Source organism: Amycolatopsis orientalis DSM 40040 = KCTC 9412 (assembly GCF_000478275.1).
In the GTDB taxonomy this organism is placed as follows: Bacteria; Actinomycetota; Actinomycetes; order Mycobacteriales; family Pseudonocardiaceae; genus Amycolatopsis; species Amycolatopsis orientalis.
Genome location: NZ_ASJB01000093.1, coordinates 12,363 through 32,217, shown reverse-complemented (window position 1 = coordinate 32,217; position 19,855 = coordinate 12,363). Strand labels below are relative to the sequence as shown.

General features: G+C 70.5%; 21 protein-coding genes and 1 other RNA gene. 11 read left to right on the top strand and 11 right to left on the bottom strand.

Annotation, left to right across the window (positions count from 1 at the left end; translation table 11 throughout):
- The first annotated feature begins 11 nt into the window (after positions 1–11).
- A complete protein-coding gene (locus L324_RS37655) occupies positions 12–635 on the top strand; it encodes a TetR/AcrR family transcriptional regulator (protein ID WP_081736597.1) in 624 nt (207 codons plus the stop codon).
- On the opposite strand, the gene L324_RS37650 is transcribed toward L324_RS37655, so the two are convergent.
- Positions 619–1,326, bottom strand: coding sequence for a TetR/AcrR family transcriptional regulator (locus L324_RS37650; RefSeq protein ID WP_152547120.1), 708 nt, complete (start codon positions 1,324–1,326; stop codon positions 619–621). The two genes, L324_RS37655 and L324_RS37650, sit on opposite strands and share 17 nt — an antisense overlap.
- A 99-nt stretch (positions 1,327–1,425) precedes the next feature.
- Between L324_RS37650 and L324_RS37645 the strand changes: the two genes are divergently transcribed.
- Positions 1,426–1,869, top strand: coding sequence for a nitroreductase/quinone reductase family protein (locus tag L324_RS37645; RefSeq protein WP_037320322.1), 444 nt, complete (start codon positions 1,426–1,428; stop codon positions 1,867–1,869).
- Positions 1,870–2,116: 247 nt separating this feature from the next.
- Here L324_RS37645 and L324_RS37640 read toward each other — a convergent pair whose 3' ends face one another.
- The 3 genes from L324_RS37640 to L324_RS37630 all read right to left on the bottom strand — a co-directional run bounded on the left by L324_RS37640 (position 2,117) and on the right by L324_RS37630 (position 4,225).
- Positions 2,117–2,329 carry a hypothetical protein gene (locus L324_RS37640; protein ID WP_037320320.1) on the bottom strand — a complete coding sequence of 71 codons (213 nt, stop codon included), beginning with the start codon at positions 2,327–2,329 and terminating at the stop codon, positions 2,117–2,119.
- Between the two features lie 67 nt (positions 2,330–2,396).
- The gene (locus L324_RS37635) at positions 2,397–3,053 is read right to left on the bottom strand and encodes a response regulator (protein ID WP_037320317.1); all 657 of its coding nucleotides are present in this window, start codon (positions 3,051–3,053) and stop codon (positions 2,397–2,399) included.
- Complete coding sequence (locus tag L324_RS37630) at positions 3,050–4,225, bottom strand: sensor histidine kinase (RefSeq protein WP_037320315.1); 1,176 nt, start codon at positions 4,223–4,225, stop codon at positions 3,050–3,052. The genes L324_RS37635 and L324_RS37630 overlap by 4 nt, the downstream gene beginning before the upstream one ends.
- Before the next feature lie 53 nt (positions 4,226–4,278).
- On the opposite strand from L324_RS37630, the gene L324_RS37625 reads away from it, so the two are divergent.
- Positions 4,279–5,352 (top strand): hypothetical protein, encoded by a 1,074-nt coding sequence (locus L324_RS37625; protein WP_037320313.1) that lies wholly within the window; start codon positions 4,279–4,281, stop codon positions 5,350–5,352.
- Here the strand turns inward: L324_RS37625 and L324_RS37620 are convergent.
- Positions 5,346–5,975, bottom strand: coding sequence for a hypothetical protein (locus L324_RS37620; RefSeq protein WP_152547119.1), 630 nt, complete (start codon positions 5,973–5,975; stop codon positions 5,346–5,348). The two genes, L324_RS37625 and L324_RS37620, sit on opposite strands and share 7 nt — an antisense overlap.
- A gap of 164 nt (positions 5,976–6,139) precedes the next feature.
- Between L324_RS37620 and L324_RS37615 the strand changes: the two genes are divergently transcribed.
- Complete coding sequence (locus L324_RS37615) at positions 6,140–6,889, top strand: response regulator transcription factor (RefSeq protein WP_037320311.1); 750 nt, start codon at positions 6,140–6,142, stop codon at positions 6,887–6,889.
- Positions 6,867–8,339, top strand: a complete 1,473-nt coding sequence (locus tag L324_RS37610; RefSeq protein ID WP_037320309.1) for a sensor histidine kinase — start codon at positions 6,867–6,869, stop codon at positions 8,337–8,339. Before L324_RS37615 ends, L324_RS37610 begins: the two co-directional genes overlap by 23 nt.
- 31 nt (positions 8,340–8,370) lie before the next feature.
- On the opposite strand, the gene L324_RS37605 is transcribed toward L324_RS37610, so the two are convergent.
- Entirely contained in the window at positions 8,371–9,240 is an 870-nt protein-coding gene (locus L324_RS37605) for a serine/threonine dehydratase (RefSeq protein WP_037320307.1), read from the bottom strand.
- 46 nt (positions 9,241–9,286) lie between these two features.
- Between L324_RS37605 and ffs the strand changes: the two genes are divergently transcribed.
- Positions 9,287–9,381, top strand: an RNA gene (ffs, locus tag L324_RS41195) — signal recognition particle sRNA small type.
- Positions 9,382–9,391: 10 nt separating this feature from the next.
- Here the strand turns inward: ffs and L324_RS37600 are convergent.
- Entirely contained in the window at positions 9,392–10,225 is an 834-nt protein-coding gene (locus L324_RS37600) for a spermidine synthase (protein WP_037320305.1), read from the bottom strand.
- A 31-nt stretch (positions 10,226–10,256) separates the two neighbouring features.
- On the opposite strand from L324_RS37600, the gene L324_RS37595 reads away from it, so the two are divergent.
- The gene (locus tag L324_RS37595) at positions 10,257–12,302 is read left to right on the top strand and encodes a DNA polymerase III subunit gamma and tau (RefSeq protein ID WP_037320303.1); all 2,046 of its coding nucleotides are present in this window, start codon (positions 10,257–10,259) and stop codon (positions 12,300–12,302) included.
- Positions 12,303–12,375: 73 nt separating this feature from the next.
- Here L324_RS37595 and L324_RS37590 read toward each other — a convergent pair whose 3' ends face one another.
- Together L324_RS37590 and L324_RS37585 are read right to left on the bottom strand one after the other, a co-directional pair.
- Positions 12,376–13,137 (bottom strand): endonuclease/exonuclease/phosphatase family protein, encoded by a 762-nt coding sequence (locus tag L324_RS37590; protein ID WP_051174358.1) that lies wholly within the window; start codon positions 13,135–13,137, stop codon positions 12,376–12,378.
- Positions 13,134–14,114 carry an ArsR/SmtB family transcription factor gene (locus L324_RS37585; protein ID WP_037320301.1) on the bottom strand — a complete coding sequence of 327 codons (981 nt, stop codon included), beginning with the start codon at positions 14,112–14,114 and terminating at the stop codon, positions 13,134–13,136. The genes L324_RS37590 and L324_RS37585 overlap by 4 nt, the downstream gene beginning before the upstream one ends.
- A gap of 278 nt (positions 14,115–14,392) precedes the next feature.
- Between L324_RS37585 and L324_RS37580 the strand changes: the two genes are divergently transcribed.
- Positions 14,393–15,001 (top strand): M23 family metallopeptidase, encoded by a 609-nt coding sequence (locus L324_RS37580; protein WP_051174356.1) that lies wholly within the window; start codon positions 14,393–14,395, stop codon positions 14,999–15,001.
- A 57-nt stretch (positions 15,002–15,058) separates the two neighbouring features.
- Positions 15,059–16,627 carry a helix-turn-helix domain-containing protein gene (locus tag L324_RS37575; RefSeq protein ID WP_081736596.1) on the top strand — a complete coding sequence of 523 codons (1,569 nt, stop codon included), beginning with the start codon at positions 15,059–15,061 and terminating at the stop codon, positions 16,625–16,627.
- Here L324_RS37575 and L324_RS37570 read toward each other — a convergent pair.
- Positions 16,624–17,454 carry an N-acetylmuramoyl-L-alanine amidase gene (locus L324_RS37570; RefSeq protein ID WP_152547124.1) on the bottom strand — a complete coding sequence of 277 codons (831 nt, stop codon included), beginning with the start codon at positions 17,452–17,454 and terminating at the stop codon, positions 16,624–16,626. The genes L324_RS37575 and L324_RS37570 overlap by 4 nt on opposite strands.
- A 101-nt stretch (positions 17,455–17,555) precedes the next feature.
- Here L324_RS37570 and L324_RS37565 point away from each other — a divergent pair, with 101 nt between their 5' ends.
- Together L324_RS37565 and recR are read left to right on the top strand one after the other, a co-directional pair.
- Positions 17,556–17,912 carry a YbaB/EbfC family nucleoid-associated protein gene (locus L324_RS37565; protein WP_007035126.1) on the top strand — a complete coding sequence of 119 codons (357 nt, stop codon included), beginning with the start codon at positions 17,556–17,558 and terminating at the stop codon, positions 17,910–17,912.
- Positions 17,913–17,914: 2 nt separating this feature from the next.
- Positions 17,915–18,511, top strand: coding sequence for a recombination mediator RecR (gene recR, locus L324_RS37560; RefSeq protein WP_005166260.1), 597 nt, complete (start codon positions 17,915–17,917; stop codon positions 18,509–18,511).
- Positions 18,512–18,723: 212 nt separating this feature from the next.
- Here recR and L324_RS37555 read toward each other — a convergent pair whose 3' ends face one another.
- Positions 18,724–19,836 carry a UDP-N-acetylglucosamine 2-epimerase gene (locus L324_RS37555; RefSeq protein ID WP_037320298.1) on the bottom strand — a complete coding sequence of 371 codons (1,113 nt, stop codon included), beginning with the start codon at positions 19,834–19,836 and terminating at the stop codon, positions 18,724–18,726.
- Positions 19,837–19,855: the final 19 nt, after the last annotated feature.

The following is a 19,855-nucleotide window of genomic DNA, read 5'->3' as shown; positions in this document are numbered from 1 at the left end:
AAGATCGCCCTGTGATGGCGAAGCGCTTGACGCGGGAGGAAAGCCGCGAGCAGACCAGGCAGCGCCTGATCGCGGCGGCCGCGGAGCTGTTCGCCGAACGCGGGGTCAACGGCACGTCGGTCGAGCAGATCGCGGAACGGGCCGGGTTCACACGCGGTGCCTTCTACGGCAACTTCGACGGCAAGCACGAGCTGGTCGTCGAACTGCTGCGCCGCCGGACCCGGCGTGAGGCCGAGGAGGTGGCCGCGCTGGCTGAGGGCGTCGGCTCGTTCGCCGAGATGATGGACCGGCTGCGCGCGTGGAACGTCGAACGCGCCGAACATCTCGAAGGCTGGCTGATCCTGCGCACCGAGCTGGCCCTTTACGCCCTGCGCAATCCCGAAGCGCGTCCGCTCGTCGGCGAAGGCGAGAAGTCGACAAGGGCACTGCTGGAGACCTCGGTCAAGACCGAACTCGCCGCCCGCGGCGCGGAACCGCCCGCCGCCCCGGCCTTCCTCGCGCTGATCCTGCACGCGCTCGAGGACGGTCTCCTGCTGCAGCGCTTCCTCAGTCCCGAGGGGACCGGCGACGAGGACGTGGTGGACGCCGTCCAGCTGCTGATGCGGTCGTGGACCGCGCTCAGCCGGTCATCCTGATCCCGGTGAACTCGGCCATCTGACGGATCCCGTGCGCGAAGAAGGCGTCCGAAGGGTCGACGGAGCCGACGTACTGGCCGAACAGCTCGAAGTTGATCATCCCGAACAGCTGGGTCCAGGCCATGATCAGCCGGGAGGTCGTCTCCGGGCCCAGGTTGATGCTGAGGATCTCTGTGACGGCGTCGAGCTGGTGCAGTAGCTCGACGGGCATCTCGCCGACCTCGGTCTCGACACGCAGATTCGCGTCGCGCAGGACCGCGACGAGGGCGAACGCCACCCGGCCTGCCGGCGCGACGGTGTCCTGCGGGGCCTGGTAGCCGGGGATCGGGGAACCGTAGATCAGCGCGTACTCGTGCGGGTGCGCCTTCGCCCAGTCGCGGACCGCGTGCCAGATCGACGTCCACCGTTCCAGCGAGGGCTTCTCGGGGTCGTCGGCGGCCTCCGCGGCTTCACCGACGGCGTTGTAGGCGTCGACGATCAGGGCGGTCAGCAGCTGCTCCCGGCTGGAGAAGTACCGGTAGAGCGCCGAAGAGACCATGCCGAGTTCGCGCGCGACGGCGCGGAGTGACAGGCCGAGCGCGCCGACTTCGGCGAGCTGGCGGCGGGCTTCGTCCTTGATCTCACGGGTGAGCTCGGCACGGGCGCGTTCACGTGCGGTCTGGGTGGCAGGCACGCTCTCATAGTAGAGCATCGCGCTTAAATGAGAGCACTGCTCTTGACACGGTGCGATGCACTGGTGTTCACTGCTCTTAACAGAGAGCAGTGCTCTCCCGAAGCCTCAGGAGCCGAGATGAACACCGCAGCCCGCTACATCAAGCCCGCCAAGTCGACGACCGTGTTCAACGAGTTCGTGCTCAAGCTGACGAAGCTCGGCGTCAGCGTCCTGGGCAGCCGGGTCCTCTCGGTCCGCGGCCGCAAGAGCGGCGAACTCCGCTCGGTCCCGGTCAACCTGCTGAAGCTGGACGGCGAGCGCTACCTGGTCGCTCCGCGCGGCGTCACGCAGTGGGTGCGGAACCTGCGCGTGGCGGAAGAAGGGCAGCTCACCGTCGGACGCCGCACCGAGACGTTCACCTACACCGAACTCGCCGACGAGGAGAAGCCCGAGATCCTGCGCGCCTACCTCAAGCGCTGGAAGTTCGAGGTCGGCGTGTTCTTCGACGGTGTCGACGCGAAGGCGTCCGACGAAAAGCTGCTGGAGATCGCGCCCGGCTACCCGATCTTCAAGCTCCGCTGAGTCAGCCTGCCCCGTAATCGGCCGCAGAGTGCGTGGGTCGTGAGTGATGAGGAGCGCGGATGTCTCCTGCGCCTCGCCTGGGACGCTCAGCGTCTCAAGCTTGGCGCTCGCGACCCTCTCGCGGCTGACATACCACTCACGACCACCCCGGCCCGCTCCTCGCGGCAGCGTCCTGAAGGCCCCCTTTGAGACGCTGAACGTCTCAAAGGGCCCCTTCGAGACACCTCGCGCAGCCCGGCGCCGTCGCCTACGAGCGGTCGTCCGAGGGCGCCCGCCGGGTGCGGCGGGCGGTGGCCGCCACCAGCACCACCCCGACCAGGAACGCGACGAGCCCGATCAGGAACCACAGTTTCTGCCCGGTCATGAAGCTGCCGGTCAGCACGCCGGCGCCCTGGAGCACCCAAACCCCGCCCACCAGCAGGAAGACCAGTCCGATCGTGAGCGTGACCCAGCGTTTCATCCGCAGCTCCCCGCCTCGACGTGTACACCGCCGATTCTGGCACCGCGAGCCTCGGGCGGCGAACCGATCACCGGCCGCCGACCAGACCGTTCCGGTAGGCGTAGACGACGGCGTGCACCCTGTCCCGCAGGCCGAGCTTCGCCAGGATCCGGGAAACGTGGGTCTTCACCGTCTCCTCGCCCACGTGCAGATGCGCGGCGATCTCCGCGTTGCTGGAGGCGTCGGCGACCAGCATCAGGACCTCGCGTTCGCGTGAGGTGAGCCGTTCCAGTTCCGCCGGTTCGGCGGCCGCGGGTTCGATGCTGGTGGCGAAGGTCGAAACCAGCCGCCGGGTCACCGTCGGATCGATCAGCGCGTCGCCGCGCGCGGCCACCCGCATGGCGGAGACGAGTTCTTCGGGCGCGAGGCTCTTCAACAGGAACCCGCTCGCCCCGGCCCGCAGCGCGCGGTAGACGTACTCGTCGGAGTCGTAGGTCGTCAGCACGAGGACGCGGGTGTCGTTCCCCGGCGCGGACATGATCGCCTCGGTCGCGGCCAGACCGTCCAATTTGGGCATCCGGACGTCGAGCACCGCGACGTCCGGGCGCAGCGCGGCCGCCTGCGCGACGGCCTCGCGCCCGTCCGCCGCCTCGCCGACGCAGGTGAAATCCGCCTGGGTGTCCAGTACCGCGCGCATCCCGGACCGGAACATCGCGTGGTCGTCCGCCAGCAGAACCCGGATCACTGCGCCTCCAAGGGAAAACCTACTCGAACCCGCCAACGCCGCCCGTCGTCGAGCGGTCCGCATTCCGCCTGCCCGCCGAACAACGCGACCCGCTGCCTGATCCCGGCGAGACCGCGTTTCGTCGACTCGGCGGGCGAACTCCGGCCCGGGCCGCCGATCTCGTTCGTGACGGCGAGGACGACTTCCGTCTGCCGGTAGGCGAGGTCGATCTCCACGGTTCCGCCGGAGCCGTGCCGGAGCGCGTTCGTCAGCGCCTCCTGCGCGATGCGGTACAGCGCGACGTTCACCGAGCCCGGCAGTTCCCGTGGCCCGCCGTGACTGGTCAGCCGCGCGGGCAGCCCGGCGGTACGGAGGTTGTCGAGCAGCTCGTCGAGGTTGTCCAACCCCGGCTGCCGCTGCGCGTCCCCGTTCTCCTTGCCGTGCAACAGATCCAGCAGCCGCCGGAGATCCGCCATCGCGGCCCGGCTCGACGATTCGACGGCGGAGAGCGAACGGCGCACGGCGGGTTCGCCGTCCGGCAGGCCGAGCCGCGCGGCACCGGCGTGCACGCCGATCGCGCTGACGTGGTGGGAGATCACGTCGTGCAGGTCGCGGGCGATCGTCGTGCGTTCCTCGGTGACGGCACGCCGTACCGCCTCGGCTTCGTGCTGCCGCCGCTGTTCCTCCGCCCGCTGGAGATCGGCGATGTACGCGCGCCGCGCGGTCGTGTAGCGGCCGACCATCCACGGCAGCAGCCCGCTCACGCCGACGTCGATGATCAGCAGCCGCCAGTCCCGGTCGCCCCGGTCGACCGGGATCAGGTTGCAGGCGAAGAGCCCGGCGAGCATGGCGCCGAGCGCGGCCAGCGCGGGTTTGGCCGAGAGCCACGCGCCCGCGCGGTATCCCGCGATCAGGACGCCCGCGTTGGTGGCCTGCAGGTAGTGGTCGTAGGGGAACAGCAGGAGCGGTGCGGCGATGAGCAGCACGGCGTGCGCGGCCGAAACCCAGCCGGAATACCGTGACGGCCCGGCGAGCGCGGCGTTGGCGAGGATCCCGCCGAGCAGGACCACCCACGACTGCCAGCCGAGGCGGAGCGGCGGCCCGGCGATGAGATACAGCCCCGCGTCGCAGACCAGGCAGACGGCCGCGACCGCCCACGCCTGTCTCGCCAGCGAACCACTGATGTCCCGCACCCGCCCAACTCTGCCCTAAATCCGGTGGACACGGGTTCCTAAGATCCAAAGCGATGGGAAACACGAAGACGCCCGTGCTCTGGACGACGGGGGCACCGGGGGCGGGGAAATCGACCACCGCTTGGGGTTTGTACACCCGCGCCGTGGAAGCGGGCGGCAACGTCGCCTACGTCGACATCGATCAGCTCGGCCTCATCGGCCCGCCACCCGGCGGGGGCGAGGCCTCGCACGCGATCAAGGCGGCCAATCTCCTGCGGGTGCTGGAAATCCTGCGCCACCGGGGCACCAGGCAGATCGTCGTGTCCGGAGTGGTGGACCCCGAGAACGGCGTCGAGCGGGAGTTCGAGGGCCGCGACTTCGACCTCACGCTCGTCCGGCTGACGTGCGACCGAGACGAACTCCGGAGCCGTTTCCTCGGCCGTGGTTCGCCCGCGACCGCGCTGCCGGACCTCCTCGCGGTGGCGGACGCCTACGACCGCACCGGTTTCGGGGAAGAGCTGGACACGACCGGGCAGCGGCCCGAGGAGACCGTGGAAGCCCTGTTCCGTCGTTGTGTCGTGGAGGACGGACCGGTTCTGCCGCCCCAGGGCGTGGAACCGCGGCCAGGTCCGGTGACCGTGGTGACCGGACCGACCGCGGTCGGCAAGTCGACGGCCGCGTGGACCGTGCTGCGGGAGTTCTGGGAGCAGGGGGAACCGGTCGCCTACGTCGATCTCGCGCAACTCGGGTTCGTCTCGCCCGGTCCGGATCCTGCTTTGGAGGCGGCGAACCTCGCGGCCCTCTGGCGCGGCTACCGCGAAGCCGGGGCGAGGCGGCTGCTCGTCGTCACCCGGGAATTCCTTCCGGAGCACCGGCGGGTCTTCGACGAGGTCGACGTCGTCCATCTCGACGCGGACGACACGACGCTCACCGAACGCGTCCGGCGCCGGGCCGAGGGCGAATCCGCGCTGCTGGCCGGTGACGAGCTACGCGGCGCGCCACCCGGCGTACGGGACCGGGTGGCCGCCCGCGCGATCACCGAGGCGGCCAGGACGCGGCGGTCCGGCGGAGGCCGCGTCGTCCTCGACACCTCCGGGCAGGAACCCGCCGAGACGGCCGCCGCGTTGCGTGCCGCCCTGCGTCAGTAGCCGGACGGAGGCCCGTCCTGACCCGGCCGGCCACCCTGCCCTGGTTGGCCCTGGCCCGGCTGGCCGCCGTTCTGGCCGCGCTGGTTCTGGCCCGGCTTGCCGATGCTCGTCGCCGTCGCGGTGGTCCCGGTGACCGTGGCGGTCACGGTCACCGTCTCGCCGGTCTTGGGATCACCGGTCTTCCGGGTCGACGCGTCGAGCGTGTAGACCTGCTTGTAGCCGTCCTTGCTGGTCAGGCTGACGGAAGTCGCGCTGATCTCGGTGATCTCCCCGGTCTGCAGCCGCTCGGTGCGGTAGCCGCCGTTGCCGTCGGAGACGACGAAGTCCCCGTGCAGCGCGTCGCGCGGCACACCCCCGCCGGGGCCGAAGACCATCCGGCCGCCAGGGCCGCCCATCATCCCGCCCTGTGCCTGTTCGGCGCCGTTCGCGGCGGTCCCGGCCCAGATCGCGGCACCCCCACCGGCCGCGATCACCACCGCCACCCCGGCCGCGACCGCGGTCTTGCGGCCGGACCAGGCCTTCTTGGGGGCATCGGCGGGCGGGGGCGCGCCCCAGGCCGCGGGTTCCCCACTCACGGGCCCGGCGGGCCCCGCGGGTTCGCCGGGTTTGGTCGGTTCGGTCATCTGGTCGCCTCCGTGTGACTCGGTTGCGGCCATGCTCGGCGCCGTCGCTGTGCGGAAGCTGTGCCGCCGGTGGGGACGCGCTGTGACTCGGCCGGGTGATCGTTCACAGGAAACGCACAGGCGGGACACAGGGAAGGCTCACCGGGGCCGCCGAGGATGACAGCATGACCAGTGTGAACGTCCCGTCGTCCGGTTCCGCGAAGGCAGGCCTGCGCCGTGCCGACGGCAGCCCCGTGCGGGTGCTGGTCGTCGACGACGAGGCGACCTTGTCCGAACTCGTATCGATGGCCCTGCGCATGGAGGGCTGGGACATCCGCACCGCCGCCGACGGTACGGAGGCGGTCCGCGTCGCCAGGGAGTTCCGGCCGGACGCGGTGGTGCTGGACGTGATGCTGCCCGATATGAACGGCCTGGAAGTGTTGCGGCGCCTGCGATCCGAGGTGCCGAACCTGCCGGTGCTGTTCCTGACCGCCAAGGACGCGGTGGAGGACCGGATCGCCGGGCTCACCGCGGGCGGCGACGACTACGTCACCAAACCGTTCAGCCTGGAGGAGGTCGCGCTGCGGTTGCGCGCGCTGCTGCGGCGCGCGGGCGGGGTCGCCGGGCCGAGCGGTTCGACGCTGGTCGTCGGCGACCTGACCCTGGACGAGGACAGCCGCGAGGTGCATCGCGGCGGCGAGCTGGTGCCGTTGACCGCCACCGAGTTCGAGCTGCTGCGTTACCTCATGCGCAATCCCAAGCGCGTGCTGTCGAAGGCGCAGATCCTCGACCGGGTCTGGAGCTACGATTTCGGCGGCCAGGCCAACATCGTCGAGCTGTACATCTCCTATCTCCGCAAGAAGATCGACGCCGACAGGGAACCGATGATCCACACGATGCGCGGCGCCGGATATGTCCTCAAGCCGGCGGGTTAGGCGGCCTTGGTCCCTGCGACGGCGGCTGATCGCCCAGGTCGCGGGGCTGCTCGCGCTCGTCTGCCTGGTGGTCGGCGTGGTGACCGAACTGGCGTTGCGGGACTTCCTGATGGACCAGCTCGACGCCCGGATCGCCGAGACCAGCGAACGCGCCAGCCGTCCACCGCCGCCGGGACGGCCGGGCGGGGACCGGGTCCCGGAGGGGCTGCGCGCGTACGGGCAGAGCACCGGTTCGTTGTTCGTGACCGTGCTCCCGGACGGGCGGGTGCTCGCGGCGGTGCTGCGGTCCAGTTACGACGCCAAGGTGACGGACCCGTTCCCGCACGACGAGATCACGCCGTCCCAGGTGGCCACGTTGTTGCGGGAGCGGCCGTCCGACGTGCCGAGGAGCGTGGATCTCGGCTCGCTCGGGGAGTACCGCGTGGTGGCGAAACCGACGGTCGGCGGCGGGATCGCGATCACCGGCCTGCCCACGAAGGACGTCAAGGACACCTTGTGGAACCTGGGTTTCATCTTCGGCGGGGTGGCCGTCGGCGGCATCGTGCTCGCGGGCGCGCTCGGCGCCGTCACCGTCCGGCGCACGATGAAACCCCTCGACCGGCTGGCCGCCACCGCGACCAGGGTCGCGGAACTCCCGTTGGACCGCGGCGAGGTCGCGCTGTCCGAACGAGTGTCCGAAGTGGACACGGATCCGCGGACCGAGGTCGGCAAGGTCGGGTTCGCGCTCAACCGCATGCTCGGCCACATCTCCCACGCGCTGTCGGCGCGCCAGGCCAGTGAAACCCGGGTGCGCCGGTTCGTCGCGGACGCCAGTCATGAACTGCGGACACCGCTCGCGGCCATCCGCGGTTACGCGGAACTCACCCGGCGGTCCGGTTCCGAGGTGCCGCCGGACATCGCGTTCGCGATGGGCCGGGTGGAATCGGAATCCACCCGGATGACCGGCCTGGTGGAGGATCTGCTGCTGCTGGCGCGGCTCGATTCCGGCCGTCCGGTGGTGCGCGAGCCGGTCGATCTCTCCAGGCTGGTCGCGGACGCCGTCGCCGACGCGCATGTCGCCGGGCCGGAACACAAGTGGCTGCTGGAGGTTCCGCCCGAACCGATCACCGTCCTCGGCGACGCGGACCAGCTGCACCAGGTGGTGATCAACCTGCTGGGCAACGCGCGCACGCACACCCCGGCGGGCACCGAGGTCACCACGTCGTTGTCCATAGTGGACTCCGTGGTGACACTGTCCATTGTCGACGGTGGGCCGGGGATCCCGCCGGAGATCCTCCCGGACGTCTTCGAACGGTTCGCCCGCGGCGACGATTCACGGTCGCGGGCGGCGGGCAGCACCGGCCTCGGGCTGGCCATCGTCGCCGCCGTGGTCGCCGCCCACGACGGGCAGGTCGCCGTGGCCAGCCGTCCGGGGCGGACGGAGTTCCGGGTCCGGTTCCGGGCCGCCTGATGCCGTCTGATGCAGCCTGGATCACGCGGGATCAGGGCGTCCACTCGCTGTTCGCGCCGCACAGGATGACGCAGGGCAGCTCGCCTTCGGTCCGTCCGGCCAGCCACGCGGCGAACGGCACCGCGGCGGCCGGTTCGACGGCGAGACGGAACTCCTCCCACAGCCGGTCCCGCGCGGCGAGCAGTTCCGCGTCGCTGACCAGTACGGACGTCACCCGGCCCTGGAGTACCTCGAACGGGACGCTCCCGATCCTGGTCGCCCCCAGCGCGGAGGCCGCCACCGAGTCGATCTCCACGTCGACCGGCGCGCCGGCTGCCAGCGCCGCGTTGAGCGCCCGGCACCGCTCGGGCTCGACGGCGAACGTCGGCACCCCGGCCAGCGAGGTCCCGGCGACCAGCCCGCCACCGCCGACCGCGACGAGGAACGCGTCGACGTCCGGAGCGTCCTCGACCACTTCGGCCGCGACGGTGCCCTGACCGGCGACGACGGCGGGATCGTCGTACGCGTGCAGGTACCGCGTACCGGGCTCTGAGGCCGCTTCGAGCGCCTTCGCGCCGTGACGGATGAGCTTCGCGCCCGTGGCCTCGATCCGAGCCGTCTTCGCCTGCGGAGCGGACTCCGGCACGTACACCGTCGCGGGCAGATTCAGCAGCGAAGCCGCCGTCGCCAACCCCAGCCCGTGGTTGCCGCCGGACGCCGTCAGCACCCGCTCCGGCAACGGTCCGCTCACCAGCGCGTTCACCGCGCCCCGCAGTTTGAACGACCCGCTCCGCTGCAGATGCTCCAGCTTGAGGACGAGCGGCCGCCCGTCGACCTCGGCGCGCAACACCGGCGTGCGTCGCACGAACGGATGAACGGCCTCGGCGGCCTTCAGGACATCTTCCCAGGTCGGAGTGCTCATACCCCCCACTGTCCTCCATGCCGGGGCGGGAGTGACTACACTGGTCCCCGGATCCCGCGCGGCGTCCATCTTGTGAACCTCCCCAGGGCCGGAAGGCAGCAAGGATAAGCAGGCTCTGACGGGTGCGCGGGATCCCCTTTCGTTTCCGGGGCTAGAAGATCCCGAAGACGTCCTTCGGCGGCACAGGCGACGGCAGGGCTTCCGCGTCCGAGACGGGACGCGCCTTCCCCTGGAGCTCCCGCAGATCCTCCGCCGCCATACAGCGAGCCGGGTAGGCGGACGACGCCGCCCGCCGCGTCAGGTCCCCGATCGGCAGTTCGACGCGGGAAGCGGCGACCACGATGTTCCCGAAGCGGCGGCCTCGGAGAACGCCCGGTTCCGCGAGCAGGGCGAGATGCGGGAACGACGTCGCCAGGGTGGCCAGGAACCGCCGGAGGAAGGGCAGGTTCGGGCCGTCGGAGACGTTGGCGACATAGGTTCCGGCCGGGCGGAGGACACGCGCGACCTCGTTCGTGAACTCCACGGTCGCGAGCCCGCCCGCCAGGACGCCGCGTTCGAAGGCGTCCACGATGATCAGGTCGGCCGAAGCGTCGTACCTCGCGGAGACGCCTTCGCGGCCGTCGCCGACACGGACCTTCAGCCCCTTCAGGCCCAGTTGCTCGCGGACGAGCGCGACGAGTTCGCCGTCGGCGTCGAAGACCAGCTGGCGTGAGCGCGGCCGCGTCGCCGTGATGTAGCGGGGGAGGGTGCAGGCCGCTCCGCCGACGTGCAGCACGTCGAGCGGGCCTTCGCCGAGGCAATCGACGACGTCGGCGATCCGGCGGATGTAGTCGAACTCGAGATCCGTGGGATCGTCGAGGTCGACGTGCGACTGGGCCACGCCGTCGACCGAGATCGTCCAGGCGTTGGAGCGGTCGGCGTCGCGGAGCAGTTCGGCGGTGCCGAAGCGGACCGGATACGTGCCTGGGGTCGGTGCTGGTCTCACCCTGTCGGCCTCTCCCGGTAGTCTCGCCGCCGTGGCATTAGCGCTGTACCGAAAGTACCGTCCGGCTACCTTCGCCGAGGTCGTCGGGCAGGAGCATGTGACCGATCCGCTGCGGACCGCGCTGGCGGCCGGCCGGATCAACCACGCCTACCTCTTCTCCGGCCCGCGCGGCTGTGGCAAGACGTCGAGCGCGCGCATCATGGCGCGTTCGCTGAACTGCGCGAAGGGGCCGACGCCGGATCCCTGCGGCGAGTGCAACTCGTGCCGCAATCTCGCGCCCGAGGGCCCCGGCAGCGTCGACGTCACCGAACTCGACGCCGCCAGTCACGGTGGTGTCGACGACGCCCGCGAGCTGCGGGACAGGGCCTTCTACGCCCCGGCGGACTCGCGCTACCGCGTCTTCATCATCGACGAGGCGCACATGGTCACCACGCAGGGCTTCAACGCCCTGCTGAAGATCGTGGAAGAGCCGCCCGAGCACCTGATCTTCATCTTCGCGACCACCGAACCGGACAAGGTGCTGCCCACCATCCGGTCGCGGACGCACCACTACCCCTTCCGGCTGATCCCGCCCAGTTCCATGCGCGAGCTGCTCGAACGCAACGTCGCCGCCGAGGGCGCGGTCGTCGAACCCGCCGTGTATCCGCTGGTCATCCGCGCGGGCGGCGGTTCGGCGCGGGACACGCAGTCGGTGCTGGACCAGTTGCTGGCAGGCGCCGGGCCGGATGGCGTCGACTACTCGCGGGCGGTGTCCCTGCTCGGCGTCACCGACGTGGCGCTCATCGACGGCATGGTCGACGCGCTGGCCGCGGACGACGCGGCCGCGGTGTTCGGCACCGTCGAGAGCCTCGCCGAGGCCGGGCACGACCCGCGCCGCTTCGCCACCGACCTGCTCGACAGGCTGCGTGACCTGGTGATGCTGCGGTCGGTACCGGACGCCGGTGAACGTGGACTGGTCGCCGCGCCGGACGACGAACTCAAGAAGATGAAGGAGCAGGCGGGCAAGCTGGAGCCCGCCACGCTGTCGCGGTACGCCGACATCGTCCACAATGGACTCTTGGAGATGCGGGGCGCGACCTCGCCGCGGCTGGTGCTGGAGCTGCTGACGGCGCGGATGCTGCTGCCGTCGGTCGCCGAGGGCACCGACGCGCTGCTCGCCCGGCTCGAACGACTCGAACGCCGTGCCGCTTCGGCGCCCGCGCCCGTCGCCGGTGCCGTCCAGGCCGCTCCGGTCGCCCAGGCCGCTCCTGCCGCCGCGGCTCCGGCCCCGGTCGCTCCCGCCGCGGGCGAGCCCGTCCGCGAGTTCCAGCGGCCGTCGCGTCGTGCCGCCGCTCCTGCTCCCGCCCAGCAGGCCGCGCCGGTCCAGCAGCCGGCGGCTCAGCCCGCCCCGGTGGCTCAGCCCGAGCCGGTCGCCGAGCGGCCCGCACCCCAGCGTCCTTCGTCGCCGACTCCGCCTCCGGCCGCTCCGGCGCCCGCGGCGGCCGCGGGTGGCGGGTCGGACACGGACGGGATCCGCGGCCGCTGGCCGCAGGTGCAGGCCGCGATCCGCAAGCTCCCGGGTGGCGCCGTGACCGGGGCGATGCTCACGCAGGCGAGCGTGGTGGGCGTCGAAGGCAACGCCGTCACGCTCACGCACAACGCGGAACCGGTGGCCCGCAGGCTTTCCGAGCCGCAGCACACGGAACGCATCGCGTCCGCGTTCAAGGAGGTCTTCGGCGGCGACTGGCAGGTGCGGTGCGTGCACGGTGCCGCGCAGCCCCGGCAGGCCGCCGCGCCCAAGGCCGCCGCGCCGCCGCCCTCGGCCGAGCGATCGTTCACCCGCCGGTCCGCCGAGGCGTCCGGTGCCCCCGCGGCCCCGCCGCAGCCGAAGCCGGAGCCCCAGCGGCCCAAGGTGGCGACGTCCGAGCCGGACATCCCGCTCCCGCCCGAGCCGGTCGAGGACGACGAGGAGCTCTACTCGGAGGACGCGAGCCCCGCGCCGCCCCCTCCGCCGCTCCCGCCCGAGCAGGATCCGGAGGAGATCGCCCGGAAACTGCTCACCGACCACCTCAACGCGCGCCCCCTCGACGAACGCTGACGAGCGCGTTTCGTCCTCTGGATGCGGTAGTTGGCATCGCGAACTACCGCATCCAGAGGACGAAACGCGGGTGTCAGCGGGTCAGGGTGACCCGCCAGGCCGGGTGATCGGTGCCGGGGAGCGACGTCTTTCCGGAGCTTCCGAAGCCGAAGACGCCGTCGGCGATGATGTGCTGCACGCTGCCGTCGCCCTTCCGGAACGAGCCCGCGGGCACGCACGCCTGCGCGCTCGGATCCCCTGGGTATCGCAGGTTCAGGTCGCCGCCGAAGACGGTCCCCGAGCCGTACTTCGCCAGCAGGTTCTTCAGGTCCTGGCACTGTTGTTCGACCGCCGGCTGCTTCGTCGACAGGTGCGTAGTGCACGCGTTGACCGTGTCGAACTTCGCGCACAGGTACGCACGCTGTTCCGTGCCGCCGTCCTGCGGCCCGTAGTGACCCCCCTCGCGCGCCTGCACCGCGCCGAGATCCTGCCTCGCCAGCACCGCGATGCCGTACTCGCCACGGCCCGACGTACACGGGTACGGCGTCGTCGTGCCGTTCTCCTTCTTGCCGACCGGCTGCCACACGACCGTGTAAGCCCGGCCCGACTGTGCCTTGAGGTCGGCGGCCAGCTTCGTCGTCTCCGCCGAACAGGACTCGTTCAACGTGACGATGGCCGGATTCACCGCGACGATCGTGCTCGCCGCCTTGGCCATCGGATCGGTACCGCCCTGGTTGAAGCATTTCGCGAGCCCGCTGCGGCAGAGGTTCATCTGCAGCACCGGGAAATCCGTCGCCGCGGCGGCGGGAGCGGCCGTACCGAGGATCAGCGCGACGGCGGCGAGCACCGATTTCATGTCGAGGTCCCTTCGTGGAGTTCGGCGGAAAGCAGCGCCGTACCGAGTCCGGTGAGGTGATGCAGGACGGCGCCGCCCTGCCGGACGCTGCTGACGAGTCCGGCCTCGCGCAGCACGGCGGCCTGTTTGCTCGCGGTGCCGATCGAGGTGCCGAGGCAGGAGGCCAGCTTGCTGGTCGTACGCGGTACCCGCAGCGCGCCGAGGCTTTCCGCGCGTGTCCGGCCGAGCAACGCCACCAGTGCGGGTGTCGTGTCCGCCGGGCGGACGGCCGGCGCGTCGGCGGGATGGATCAGCACCGGTGGCAGGGCCGGATCGATGAAGGTGACCGGGGTGCCCGTGCAGAACCGGCTCGGGACCAAGGTCAGCCCGCGGCCGTCGAGGTGGACGGTCCGTTCCAGCGGATACGCGATCTCCAGCACCTCGCCATCCCAGCCGCGGACGCCGGGGATTCCGCGTACGAGCGCGCCCGCGCCCTCCGCGGCCAGCGTGCGGACCCGCTTCGCGCGGTCGGCGGCGACGGTTTCGCGGATGTCCTGCCAGAACGGCGCGATCAGCAGGCCGTAGGCGTCGCGCAGGGCGCCGACGACCCCGTGGACCTGCTCGCGATCGCCGTCGGCGAGCCGTTTCACCCAGTGCGGGGCGGCACCGGTGAACACGGCCCGCAGATCGGCGCGCAGTCGCCCGCGAGGCGTACACGCCACCGCCTCGAAGCCGCTTTCGAGTGAACCTCGCAGGTTGGCCGGGGTCAAGAAGTCCGGGAAGCCGCCGGTCTCGGGTACCAGTGTGAACAACGTCTTGAGCGATCGTGCCGCTTGTTCGTCCCGGCGCAGGTTCAGCTGGACCCGCTGTCGCCAGGCCGACGGGCGGCGATCTCTCAGCAGGTGCGATCCGAGTACCAGTTCCCACAGCGGGTCGGGTGCTTCGGCGACCCGGATCCGCTGGAGATCCTTCCGGTCGAAGATCATGCGCAAGGTCATGCCATGTCCCCCTCAAGACGGCATTTCATTACCCGCGGGCAACTCAAACGTCCCTGGCGCCGAAGAGCAAGCCATTCGGCCGAATCCGGGAGGCTGGGACGAAAAACGTCTCTGACCTGCGAAGACGCGAAGGTCTGGGATGTCCATGCGACCTCCGGCGAAGAGCGGTCTTTTCGCTCAGGTGAAAAGGCGTGTCCTCCGGCGCGGCTCGTCGGTGACGCTTCCGATCACCGGGCGACATGTGAACCCGGTGATCGCGGAACGAAAGGGGAACGAACATGCGCGGGAAACTGACCGTGCCGGCCGCCGTCTTGACGGCACTGGCACTCGGTGGAGGAACGGCCACAGCCGCACCGGACGTCGCTGTGAGCGAGGCGGAGATGCTGGCGGCGAAGCCGAAGTTCCAGCTGCCCTTCACTTGCAAGACGCACGTCCGGGTGGACACCTGGGCCGCCCGCCACGACCCGGCGCTCGACATCACCCATCTGCCGATCGACCAGACCGAAGGGCTGTGGGTGCGTGCCTCGGAGGCGGGCACGGTCGTCCAGTCCTATAGCGATCCGAAGGGGGCGGGGAACATCATCCAGGTCCGGCACAGCGGGAACTGGTTCACCACCTACATCCATCTCAAGTACCGCTCGGTGAAGAAGGGCGACAAGGTCGCGCAGGGCAAGAAGATCGGGGCCGTCGGGCACACCGGCGAGACCTCGAACGGACGCCCGCACCTGCACTACGAACAGAACTATTCCACCGGATCGACCGCCACCTGGGGTTACGAGGGTTCGCAGCGCAAAGCCGCGCATTTCGACGGCCACAAGTACACCGGCGCGGGCAAGACGTGGAAGCTGTACAGCCACAACGTCGGTAGCCAGGACGGGTGCGGCTGACCCGAAGCGGTACCCGGCCCTTGCGTCCCGTGGGACCATCGGGGCCGGGGAGGGATCATGGCAGGGGGAGCACACGACCGGGCCTTGGCGGAACTGCTCGAAGAACTGAAACGGCGCAGCGGGCGCAGTTACGAACGCGTCGGCGCCATGGCCCATCTGAGCCGTTCGACCGTGCACCGGTATTGCAGCGGCGCCAGTGTCCCCGCCACTTTCGGGCCGCTGGAACGGATCGCGACGGTCTGCGGTGCCGAGCGAGACGAAGTATCGAAGCTCTTCCGGTTGTGGGAACGCGCGGACGTGGCACGGGGGGACGGTGCCGCGCCCGCGCCCCCCGTGCCGGAGCCGGTCGCACGGCGGACGCCGAGACGCGGGGGAGTATGGCGGCTGGCGGCGGTACTCGCGCTGCTCACCCTGGTCGGCGCCAGCACGACGACACCCGGCTCCGAACCGGTGGCCCAGGTGACGGAGCTCCATGCTCCCATGTGGACACTCGTTCCGGCCCCGGTCGAGACCGGGTTCATCGGGGTGACGGCGAACAGCGAAACCGGCTTGATGCCGACCTTCGGCGTCGGCTCGGTCCGGCTCTGGGATTCAGGGACGCGCTGGCAGAACCTCGAACCGGCTCGCGGCAGGCCGGAGTGGTCCACTTTGGACAGGCTGGTCGAAGGGGCGAACCGGGCGCGGCTGCCGGTGCTGTTCGTCTTCGGCGGTACGCCCGGCTGGGCGGCGCCCGGCGGGCCGCCGTCGGCCTATCCGGACGGCTCCCGCGCGGCGCCGCCGGACGACCTCGGGGATTGGGACCGCTTCGTCGAGAGCGTGGTCGAACGCTATCGCGGCCGGATCGAGTCCTACGAACTGTGGGATTACGCGAATCACCCGAAGTACTTCACCGGTCCGGTCGAACGGCTGGTGGAGATGGTCCGGCGGGCGAACCGGATCATCAAGGCGGGTGATCCCGGCGCCGTCGTCGTCTGCCCATCGATGGGACGGCTCGCCGAACCCGAGCCTCGGCGGATCCTCGAACGGTTCGGTGACCTCCGGGGCTACGAGAGCTGCGACGCCGCCGCGGTCAAGCTGTACCCGCGGCGGCTGTCCGATCCGCCGGAGACCATGCTCGCTCTCGCGGACGAGGTCGAGCAGAGCTTCCAACGTGCCGCCGGGCACGCGAACGTGTGGAGCACCGGTACCGATTTCGACGTCCCGTACCAGTCGCCGGTCGACCCCGCCCGCGCCGCGGACTACGCCGCCCGCTTCTTCCTGACCGGGCTGTACGCACGCTTCAAGCGGATGTACTTCTACAACTGGGGCAGTGCCCGCGTGCCGATCGTGCTCCAGCCGGTCGGCGGTCCGCCGACGCGTGCCGCCGCACACGTCGAGCGGCTCGGCCGCTGGCTCGCCGGTGCGAAGATCCGGTCATGCGGTGAAGGGCCACAGGCAGGTCTCCCACGGAACCTGTGGCAATGCCGGTTCGATCGGGACGGCGCGGAGTTCCGGATCGCCTGGACCCACGCGGGTACGGCGTGGCTGCCCGGCGGCGGAACCGCGGAACGCCTGGACGAGGCCCGCCCGGCGACCAGCGCGGGTTCCGTCGAGATCACCGGGAACCCGGTGCTGTTGCGCCCCTAGGCCGCGAGGTAGTCCGCGATGGCCTTCGCGATGACGGCGGCGTACTGCTGACGTCCTTCTTCGCTCGACATCGCCGCGGCTTCGGCGTCGTTGCGCATGTTCCCGCATTCGACGAGCGCGGCGGGCCGGGTCGAGAGGTTGAGCCCGGCGAGGTCGGCACGCGGCGCGAGCCCGTTCGCGCCGAGGTAGTTCGACGTCGGGAAGCCGCCCGCGCGGATGCCGTCCCGCAACGCCGTCGCGAGCTTCGCCGAGGGCTCGCCCTGCTGCGCGTTCAGCGGCGGGGCCGAATAGGCGACGTGGAATCCGTGCGCACCGGCGGAATTCGAGCCGTCGGCGTGGATCGACACCACCGCGTCCGCCTCCGCGTCGTTCCCGATCGCGGCGCGTTCGTTGACGCACGGCCCGACGCCGGTGTCGTTCTGCCGGGTGAGGATGACGCGGATTCCCTTGGCGCTCAGGGCTTCCGAGACCCGCTGCGCGACGTCCCAGGTGAACGCGTGCTCGGAGTAGCCGGAGTTCGTCGAGGTTCCGGTGGTGTTGCACGGTTTCGTCTTGCCGCGCCCCGCCGGGACCTGCTTGTTGATCTCGCCCGGCCTGCCGGAGTTGCCGCCGTTGTGACCGGGATCCAGGACCACGACCTTGCCCGTCTTCGGCCGCCCGGTGGTGGGAGGCGGCGGGGGAGCACTCGAAGACGGCGCGCCCGGCGCGGAACTCGGCTGCGGCAGGGTGGTGAGGACCGTGGTGGTACCCGGGACGGACGGACTCGCCGCCGGTGGCGCGGCCGTTTCCACACCACACGCCGCGAAGAGCGTCAATCCGATCGCCATCACCAGGCTCAGCCGTCGTCGCACGGCGCCCACGGTGCCATACGAGTGACGGCTAGGCTGGTAGGCGGCACAGGATTTTCCAGGAGAGGACCGATCGGATCATGGTGCAACCCGGTGGCGGCTTCGACCTGTCGCAGATCATGCAGCAGGCCCAGCAGATGCAGCAGAAGCTGGTCGAGGCCCAGGAAGAGCTGGCCAACACGGAGGTGACCGGCACTTCCGGCGGCGGGCTCGTCACCGCGACCGTGTCCGGTGACAGCCAGCTGAAGTCGTTGTCCATCGACCCCAAGGTGGTCGACCCCGACGACGTCGAGACCCTGTCCGACCTGGTCGTCGCGGCCGTGCGGGACGCCTCGGCCAACGCGCAGAAGCTCACCGAACAGAAGCTCGGCCCGCTCGCCGGCGGCCTCGGTGGCGGGATGCCGGACCTCGGCGGTTTCCCCGGGCTCGGCGGCTGACTTTGTACGAGGGTGTCGTCCAGGATCTGATCGACGAACTCGGGCGGCTGCCCGGCGTCGGTCCCAAGAGCGCGCAGCGGATCGCCTTCCACCTGCTGGCCGCCGATCCCGCGGATATCGCGCGCTTGCAGGAAGTGCTCGGCAAGGTCAAGGAAGGCGTGCAGTTCTGCGAGGTCTGCGGCAACGTCTCGGAGCAGGAGACCTGCCGGATCTGCCGCGACACCCGCCGCGACCTCACGGTCATCTGCGTGGTCGAGGAGCCGAAGGACGTCCTCGCCGTCGAGCGGACGCGTGAGTTCAAGGGCCGCTACCACGTGCTCGGCGGAGCGCTGGACCCGTTGTCCGGCATCGGCCCGGAGCAGCTGCGCATGCGGGAGCTGCTCGCGCGGATCGGCGGCGCGGAGATCAGCGAGATCATCATCGCGACCGACCCGAACACCGAGGGCGAGGCGACCGCGACGTACCTCGTGCGGATGCTCCGCGACTTCCCGGGGCTGACCGTGACGCGGCTCGCGTCCGGGCTGCCGATGGGCGGTGACCTGGAGTTCGCGGACGAGCTGACGCTGGGCCGCGCTCTCTCGGGACGGCGGGCTCTCTAAACGCCGCCTCGCTGGTTTCGAACGCTATGAAAGGTCCTTTCCTTGCAAAATTTGCAAGGAAAGGACCTTTCATAGCGTTCCGAGGGATGCGGCGGTGGCGGTCCGGACTTGGCCACCGAGTGAGGTGCGGTGGGCGGTGGGTCCAGGGGGTCGTGAGTGTCAAGTGTCGTTCTAACGACACTTGACACTCACGACCACCCCGACCCACTGGATCAGCAGTAGCCCAGGCGCGCCAGGGTGTCGACGATGATCTCCGACGGGTGGAACTTGTCGACCCACGACTCACCGCGGCGGTTCTGGTAGGTGTCGAGGAAGTTCTGCAGCTTGTCCCCGCGCATCTCGGTCAGCACGACGGTCTCGCCGAGGTGCTGCGGCGTCTCGGTGCGCTCGCGGTGCACGGCGCACGGCAGGCCGAGGTAGTAGCACTCCGCGGACAGGCCGCCCGAGTCGGTGACGACGTACTCGGCGCGCGCGACCAGCGGCAGGAACTTCAGGTAGCGCATCTTCGGCTGGATGATGAAGTTCTTCTCGTCGAAGAGGTTCGCCAGGCCGAGCGAGCGGATCTTCTCGCGCTCGGGCGCGCCCGCCATGTAGAGGATCGGCATCTGCTTGCTCTGCTCGCGCAGGATCTCCAGCGCCTCGCGGTACTTGTCCGCGCGCGAGACCAGCTCGAAGCGGTGCAGGGTGGCGAGACCGAACTTCTCCGGCAGCCCCTCGATGTCGAGCGGCCCGTTGATGGCCAGCCGCATCGCGTCGATCGCGGTGTTGGCCTCGGTGTCGACGACGACGCCGCGGGCGTTGCGGAGGTTGTTCACCTCACGGGCGCTCGGCGCGAAGTGCATGTCGACGATCTTCGCGGCGATCTTCCGGTTCAGCTCCTCCGGCAGCGGCGACATGATGCTGCCCGACCGCGCCCCCGCCTCGACGTGCCCGACGCGCGACTTGAGGATCCGCTTCCCGATGAGCGAGCCGTACGGCGTGGTGAAGGTGTCGCCGTGCACCAGCACCAGCGGCGGACGGCCGTCCTCGACCAGCGCGGCCTTCAGCTCGGCGCGGCGGCTCCACGCGGTGCGCAGCACCTGCGCGGCCCAGCCCGGCACCTGCGCGGGCGACTCCAGGTTGTGGGCCTTCTCCTTCGGGACCAGCCAGACGTCGGGCTCCGGGAGGTTCAGGTCGGCGAGAACGTCCGAGACCTCGTCGACGTGCTGGGCGGTGAACCAGATCTTCGGCCGGACCCCGCGTTCGAGGATGCCGTGGTAGACCGGCGCGATTTTGATCAGTTCCGCCGTGGTGCCGAGAATGAAGGAAATCACCGGAAGAGCCATTCTGTCGGGGTCTGCGGTG

Excerpts from the sequence above, each read along its gene's own strand:
- L324_RS37610 (WP_037320309.1), top strand. The coding sequence starts at position 6,867 with ATGTCCTCAAGCCGGCGGGTTAGGCGGCCTTGGTCCCTGCGACGGCGG.
- L324_RS37570 (WP_152547124.1), bottom strand. The coding sequence starts at position 17,454 with ATGGCGATCGGATTGACGCTCTTCGCGGCGTGTGGTGTGGAAACGGCC.
- L324_RS37585 (WP_037320301.1), bottom strand. The coding sequence starts at position 14,114 with ATGACCTTGCGCATGATCTTCGACCGGAAGGATCTCCAGCGGATCCGG.
- L324_RS37575 (WP_081736596.1), top strand. The coding sequence starts at position 15,059 with ATGGCAGGGGGAGCACACGACCGGGCCTTGGCGGAACTGCTCGAAGAA.
- L324_RS37620 (WP_152547119.1), bottom strand. The coding sequence starts at position 5,975 with ATGACCGAACCGACCAAACCCGGCGAACCCGCGGGGCCCGCCGGGCCC.
- L324_RS37590 (WP_051174358.1), bottom strand. The coding sequence starts at position 13,137 with ATGAAATCGGTGCTCGCCGCCGTCGCGCTGATCCTCGGTACGGCCGCT.
- L324_RS37650 (WP_152547120.1), bottom strand. The coding sequence starts at position 1,326 with ATGCTCTACTATGAGAGCGTGCCTGCCACCCAGACCGCACGTGAACGC.
- L324_RS37555 (WP_037320298.1), bottom strand. The coding sequence starts at position 19,836 with ATGGCTCTTCCGGTGATTTCCTTCATTCTCGGCACCACGGCGGAACTG.
- L324_RS37625 (WP_037320313.1), top strand. The coding sequence starts at position 4,279 with ATGGGAAACACGAAGACGCCCGTGCTCTGGACGACGGGGGCACCGGGG.
- L324_RS37615 (WP_037320311.1), top strand. The coding sequence starts at position 6,140 with ATGACCAGTGTGAACGTCCCGTCGTCCGGTTCCGCGAAGGCAGGCCTG.
- L324_RS37580 (WP_051174356.1), top strand. The coding sequence starts at position 14,393 with ATGCGCGGGAAACTGACCGTGCCGGCCGCCGTCTTGACGGCACTGGCA.
- L324_RS37565 (WP_007035126.1), top strand. The coding sequence starts at position 17,556 with ATGGTGCAACCCGGTGGCGGCTTCGACCTGTCGCAGATCATGCAGCAG.
- L324_RS37640 (WP_037320320.1), bottom strand. The coding sequence starts at position 2,329 with ATGAAACGCTGGGTCACGCTCACGATCGGACTGGTCTTCCTGCTGGTG.
- L324_RS37645 (WP_037320322.1), top strand. The coding sequence starts at position 1,426 with ATGAACACCGCAGCCCGCTACATCAAGCCCGCCAAGTCGACGACCGTG.
- L324_RS37605 (WP_037320307.1), bottom strand. The coding sequence starts at position 9,240 with ATGAGCACTCCGACCTGGGAAGATGTCCTGAAGGCCGCCGAGGCCGTT.